5 protein-coding genes and 1 pseudogene are annotated in these 5,843 nt (G+C 42.7%); 2 read left to right on the top strand and 4 right to left on the bottom strand.

The annotated features are described in order from the left end of the window. Positions 1–319: 319 nt before the first annotated feature. From NO992_RS23250 to NO992_RS23240, 3 genes and pseudogenes are all read right to left on the bottom strand, one after another. The gene (locus NO992_RS23250; RefSeq protein WP_371380777.1) at positions 320–1,291 is read right to left on the bottom strand and encodes a transposase; all 972 of its coding nucleotides are present in this window, start codon (positions 1,289–1,291) and stop codon (positions 320–322) included. Positions 1,292–1,323: 32 nt separating this feature from the next. After that, a complete protein-coding gene (locus NO992_RS23245) occupies positions 1,324–1,494 on the bottom strand; it encodes a hypothetical protein (RefSeq protein WP_371380775.1) in 171 nt (56 codons plus the stop codon). 156 nt (positions 1,495–1,650) lie between these two features. Beyond that, positions 1,651–1,758 (bottom strand): annotated as a pseudogene (locus NO992_RS23240) (transposase); the annotation flags it as partial. A 664-nt stretch (positions 1,759–2,422) separates the two neighbouring features. On the opposite strand from NO992_RS23240, the gene NO992_RS23235 reads away from it, so the two are divergent. Together NO992_RS23235 and NO992_RS23230 are read left to right on the top strand one after the other, a co-directional pair. Beyond that, positions 2,423–2,782, top strand: a complete 360-nt coding sequence (locus NO992_RS23235; RefSeq protein WP_349196363.1) for a hypothetical protein — start codon at positions 2,423–2,425, stop codon at positions 2,780–2,782. Between the two features lie 149 nt (positions 2,783–2,931). Next, the gene (locus NO992_RS23230; protein WP_371380773.1) at positions 2,932–4,371 is read left to right on the top strand and encodes a PepSY-associated TM helix domain-containing protein; all 1,440 of its coding nucleotides are present in this window, start codon (positions 2,932–2,934) and stop codon (positions 4,369–4,371) included. 722 nt (positions 4,372–5,093) lie between these two features. On the opposite strand, the gene guaA is transcribed toward NO992_RS23230, so the two are convergent. Next, positions 5,094–5,843 (bottom strand): glutamine-hydrolyzing GMP synthase (guaA, locus tag NO992_RS23225; protein WP_371380771.1); only part of this gene is annotated, 750 nt, incomplete at its 5' end.

The raw sequence follows: 5,843 nt of genomic DNA, 5'->3' as shown, positions 1-5,843 counted from the left end.
GATCAAAATTCGGGAATCGTGGATATCTTTGCTCATTGATAATCTCGTTAGTTAGGAACTAAACAGGATAAAGCCGCCTTGCGTCTCTATCAAAAGTAATAAGGGCTAGCAACTAAAATAAGTGACACCCATCACTATTAACCTCCAAGCGGAGGAAGTGAAGTATAAAATTACTTCAATCATTTTGGTTAAAAACGTTCATCGATAGACTAATTTTTAGCGCTCAGGCGTATCTCTTCACCAAAACAGGGATATCGCGCATGACAACGCGCTGCAAATACAACAGTAAGAAATTCTAGGATTGAGAATGCGAGTTTTGCTAAGCCAACAAGCGCTCGCAGTTTGTTAGGTTTGTCCGTCGTCGTTTTTGCAGTGTTTCGCAGTAAGCGGTTATTGTTCGCTCTCGACCAACTGCACCATGGAATACCCGTGAAAATTGCGTAGTGAGTTTTATCCAGTTCTCCGGTTCAATATTTAATCGAGTAAGAATGGGTTGTGCTTCGTTAATATAGCCTCGCTTGTCGGCGCGAATACATTGGCCTGTGAGTTCAACCAACTCAATATAGGATTTGAGCTCAAAGGGCAGTCCTTTTGGCATATGTTTTCGTGGGCTGCCAGCAAAGCGTAATAGACTTTTTGGTTGCCTGCCCAGCTTAGCATGGTCGATGCGTTTTTTGATGCTGGTGTAGTCTGAGGTTTCAGGTGTTGCGGTAATTTGGGCTCTAATTGGGTTTAGGTCTACATATGCGAGACAAGCAGCCAATGCTGCCTCGTCTAGTAATGCTTGGGACTTAAACCGTCCTTCCCAAAACCGACCTGTACAATTATCTTCTTTATTTGCTCGGCGGGCGATGTCTTCGTTAAGCACTCGCATAAACCAGCTAATATCTGCGAGCCTTTCTCTGTACTCATCAACCAGCTCATCTAGCATCAATTGCTCCGACTCATTGAGTGGCTCACCTTCAGTAAATTTACGGCTTATCCAATTACCTTTAAACAACTTGTGCCATCGTATCACAACTGCTTTATCCGACAGACGCTTAGCCTTTTTATCATCAACATATAAAACAATGTGAGTGTGATTACTCATCACGGCATAAGCACAGACATCAATACAAAACACAGACCCCAACATCAATAGCTCTTCTTCAACCCAATCCCGGCGGTGTTCGTATGATTTGCCAGTAAATTTATCTTCACCGCACAAAAATGCACGCCTTACGCAACGGGAGATACAGTGGTAGTATTTGGTGTCGGTTAAACTGATTTGTCTTTTACGGGCAGTTGCCATAGTTTAGTTTCCTCAATCCTTTGAGTGCAGAATTAAAGCTTAGGCGGTATCTTAGGGAGGTGCAAATTAGTGGTGGGTGTCAGCGATTTATTTTCGGTAAATTTATCTTCACCGCAGAGAAAAGCACGCCTTACGCAACGGGAGATACAGTGGTAGTATTTGGTGTCGGTTAAACTGATTTGCTTTTTACGGGCAGTAGCCATAGTTTGTTTTCCTCAATCCTTTGAGTGCAGAATTAAAGCGTAGGCGGTATCTTAGGAAGGTGCAAATTAGTAGAATTAGTGGTGGGTGTCATCGATTTGTTTATCTTGTATCTTAGGGAGGTGCAAATTAGTGGTGGGTGTCAGCGATTTATTTTCGGTAAATTTATCTTCACCGCAGAGAAAAGCACGCCTTACGCAACGGGAGATACAGTGGTAGTATTTGGTGTCGGTTAAACTAATTTGCTTTTTACGGGCAGTAGCCATAGTTTGTTTTCCTCAATCCTTTGAGTGCAGAATTAAAGCGTAGGCGGTATCTTAGGAAGGTGCAAATTAGTAGAATTAGTGGTGGGTGTCATCGATTTGTTTATCTTTTAAGTGGCTTGTCAAAACGAGAATTATCAGCAGAGAACTTAGAGGATATTTTTTTGATTGTTTTTCATACACACCTTGAAAACCATCAACACTGCTCAAAGATCACACAACGAGGAATAACCTCGTTAAATAAAAGGATCAAATCATGGGTTTGAAACCAGGACCAAAACCAAAAGCCAAGTCGACCGGCAAGCCAGATCAACGTCGACGTGACAACAAAAAAACTCCAGGAAACACTCCAGGCCTAAAGCCGAGTAAATCCTCGAGCAAGTAACGCCACCTCAATATCGGGTCAGTGTAAGCGGCACTGACTCTTGTTGCTAAAACCCGCTTCTGCCCCATTATGAGTTTAGAACAATGAAGTGCAGGAATCGGTTGATGGAGTTTCCCTAGAAAAACTCATATCTAACTTTTACGCTGAGCAATGTTTGAAAAAAATCGCAACTTCGTGATCTAGATTTTGTTTCTGTCGGTAAAATAGCGGTGATTCTGTAACCTGTTATTGAGCTTGTGTTTGGAATTGGTTACGCTGTGTGAAATTTGTTAGGTCATCGTTATGCGTAAATTAATTTCTTTTTATCGATCCATGTTATTTGCCAGTGCCTTAAGTTGGATGCTGGTAACATTGATGCCTGTTATCAATGCTCATGGTAACAGCATGGGTGTGTGGGCGACACTTTGTACGCTAAATGGTTTCGAACTGGTTCAATTAGAGGAAGGTGATGATTCCGTTACCCATAAGGGTAAACCTTGCCCGTTTAGTCACTTTTCTACCTTCCATCAGGATTCACTTCTAACTACACCTTTACTTTCAAGGCAGAGCTTGGTCATTTCTGACAGTTACACTTTTTTGGCTCTAAGTGTAAGGTTTGAAAAGCCAGTTCCCAGATCCCCGCCTTTATCGCCCTTTTCGTGATTAATATAAATAATAAGTAAAGTCAGACAATCAAAGCTCATCAGAGCACTAGCACTCTTCAAGCCCTCCATTTTCACCGCATAGTAACGCTATGTGGGGGGATGAATTTGGTTTGCGCTTGGCTGTGCGACTATGAAAAGGAAAACGATATGTTGAGAAGTGCACAAAAGACTCAACTTAAGGAAGTATCACGCACAAAATCCATCTACTTCATGACGTGGCGATGGCACTTTTACGCAGGTCTATTTGTAATCCCGTTTATGATCATGTTGTCGATTACGGGGCTGGTGATGTTGTTTGACGATGAGATCGAACTGACGCGTTACGAGACAATGTTAAAAGTGGTTCCACAAGAACAAACCGTCCCGGTTTCTGTACAATTAGAAGCGGTAAAGAAAGCTTATCCACACTTTAGTGTTACCCAATTTGTGCCTGCAAAAACAGAGCATCTTGCAAACCGGTTTTCAATCAAATCAGAAGACGGGCGTTCACTCATCGTAGCTGTCAATCCATATACCGCTGAGCTTCAGGGAACCATTAATCGGGCTGACAGCATTTATGAGCTAATGAATGACATACACGGTACATTATTGATTGGTAAGCTGGGCGATTTATTAATCGAAACCTCGGCGAGTTTAGGTATCTTATTGCTGATATCAGGGTTATATCTATGGCTACCACGTGATAACGCCAGCAGAGCAGGTTTTTTGAAAGTCCGCGTTACTCAAGGCACGCGCATTCTGTTGCGCGATTTACATGCTAACATCGGTGGCGGGTTGTCCCTAGTGTTGTTGTTTTTCCTAGTATCAGGCTTGTCATGGACGGGTATCTGGGGATCAAAATTGGTTCAGGCATGGAATACCTTCCCGACCTATTATACTTGGGGTGAAAAGCCGGAATCTACTCTGATACACAAAGATCTTAACCATGGTTCGACAGAGGAGATTCCGTGGAACTTAGAGCTTACGGTAGTTCCGGAGTCAAAAGTTACATCAGTGCATGATCATTCCAAGATGGATGCTGATGCCTCTTATTCTGGCGGCCATGATGCCGTGCCGATTGACAAAATTGTTCTAAAGGCACAAGAGATGGGTTTTACGGGTTATAAGGTTTTCCTACCCAGCTCTGAAACAGGGGTATACACCGTTTCAGCTAACTCGATGGGCGGCGACATATCCGATCCAAGGCGAGATAGAACCAGTCATTTTGACCAGTATTCTGGTCATTTGTTGATGGATGTTACATGGCAGGATTATAGTTGGTTCGCGAAGTTTATGGCGGCGGGAACGTCTCTTCACCAGGGGGACGTGAGTATCGTTAATAAAATACTGAACATTGTGTTCTGCCTTGCCTTCATATTTGTTTCTGTTAGTGGTGTAGTTATGTGGTGGCTACGCAGACCAAGTCGCAGTAAGTCGCTTGGTGCGCCGCCACAGTTTCAGCATGAAGGTATTTGGAAGCTCGGTTTAGGGACGTTAATCCTAATTTGTATTGCTTTCCCAGTAGGTGGATTTGTTATAGTAAGCGTGCTGGCGTTGGACTGGTTGTTGTTTAACCGTATTGAAAAGTTAAAAGCGGCAATTAATTGATGTAGTGACCACTGATACCCCAAAATTCAGCGATAAAGAAGAGCTAGCGAAATGCTGGCTCTTCTTTATGAACAGAATTGAAAAGATGTACCACTAGATTCTGTCTTCAAGCCTGCTAGAACAAAATAAGGACACAATTCTTTTGTCATTAATTGATCTATATTTTCTAATGATTCAATCGTTTTGATTGAATAAAAGTGTGAGACTACATCTGATAGTGAGTAGGTGGCGATTAAAGCGGAGAACAAGAAGGGACTGAGGTCGATGACGTAAGAGTGAGTGGTGAGCACAACGAACATCACCATCCTCAGAAAGTTAAGCATAACGTAGTAACTATAAATTGCCCAATACCCTAATTCCGAATCAGTATCTGTATTTGTTGCCAGATACACTGTACCAAAGCTAGATGTTAGCTTAACCGCTTTTTCAATACCTATAGTTATCCATGATTTACTAAATTAGTAAGTTCGCTGGCAAACTTTTGTCCAGAAAAAAGTTACAGATTCACCATAATCGGTTTGATATATGTGAAATGAGGTGCTGTGTACCCACGGCCTCCAAAAAATAGCAGGCCAGCATCACTATAAACATCACTGCGAAGAAACCAAATACCTCCGCAAGGTTTTTTAGGAAAGTAAAAATTCATAAAAAAGGCCAGTCAGAAATACTGACTGGCCTTTTCTTAATCTAACGAAAGCTAAGTTAGGTTTTTACAACCAAGCTTATTCCCACTCGATTGTCGCTGGCGGCTTACCTGATACATCGTAAACCACGCGAGAAATACCATCGATTTCATTGATGATACGATTTGAAACGTGGCCTAGTAGCTCGTATGGTAAGTGTGACCAACGTGCTGTCATAAAGTCGATAGTTTCAACACAACGTAGTGAGATCACCCAGTCGTATTTACGTGCATCGCCCATCACGCCAACAGAGCGTACTGGTAGGAACACAGCGAATGCTTGAGATACTTTGTGGTATAGGTCCGCTTTATGTAGCTCTTCAATGAAGATAGCGTCAGCACGGCGCAGTAAGTCACAGTATTCTTTCTTGATTTCGCCAAGTACACGAACACCAAGACCAGGGCCTGGGAACGGGTGACGATAAAGCATGTCATATGGTAGGCCAAGCTCTAGACCAATCTTGCGAACTTCGTCTTTAAATAGTTCACGTAGTGGCTCAACCAGACCAAGCTCCATATCTTCAGGTAATCCACCCACGTTGTGGTGAGATTTGATCACATGCGCTTTACCGGTTTTTGATGCTGCTGATTCGATAACATCAGGGTAAATCGTACCTTGTGCTAGCCATTTCGCATTTAGGCGTTGGCTGGCTTGCTCATCGAACACTTCAATAAATGTGTGACCGATTGCTTTACGTTTGTCTTCAGGGTCGTTTAAGCCGTTAAGCGCGTTAAGGAAACGCTCTTCAGCTTCTACTTTGATGATGTTCAGACCAAACTTATCACCGAA

Source organism: Pseudoalteromonas sp. DY56-GL79, from assembly GCF_041414765.1.
Lineage (GTDB): Bacteria > Pseudomonadota > Gammaproteobacteria > Enterobacterales > Alteromonadaceae > Pseudoalteromonas > Pseudoalteromonas piscicida.
Note: the sequence above shows the minus strand (reverse complement) of the source record. Positions and strands in the feature narration are given on the sequence as shown.

Excerpts from the sequence above, each read along its gene's own strand:
- NO992_RS23245 (WP_371380775.1), bottom strand. The coding sequence starts at position 1,494 with ATGGCTACTGCCCGTAAAAAGCAAATCAGTTTAACCGACACCAAATAC.
- NO992_RS23235 (WP_349196363.1), top strand. The coding sequence starts at position 2,423 with ATGCGTAAATTAATTTCTTTTTATCGATCCATGTTATTTGCCAGTGCC.
- NO992_RS23230 (WP_371380773.1), top strand. The coding sequence starts at position 2,932 with ATGTTGAGAAGTGCACAAAAGACTCAACTTAAGGAAGTATCACGCACA.
- NO992_RS23250 (WP_371380777.1), bottom strand. The coding sequence starts at position 1,291 with ATGGCAACTGCCCGTAAAAGACAAATCAGTTTAACCGACACCAAATAC.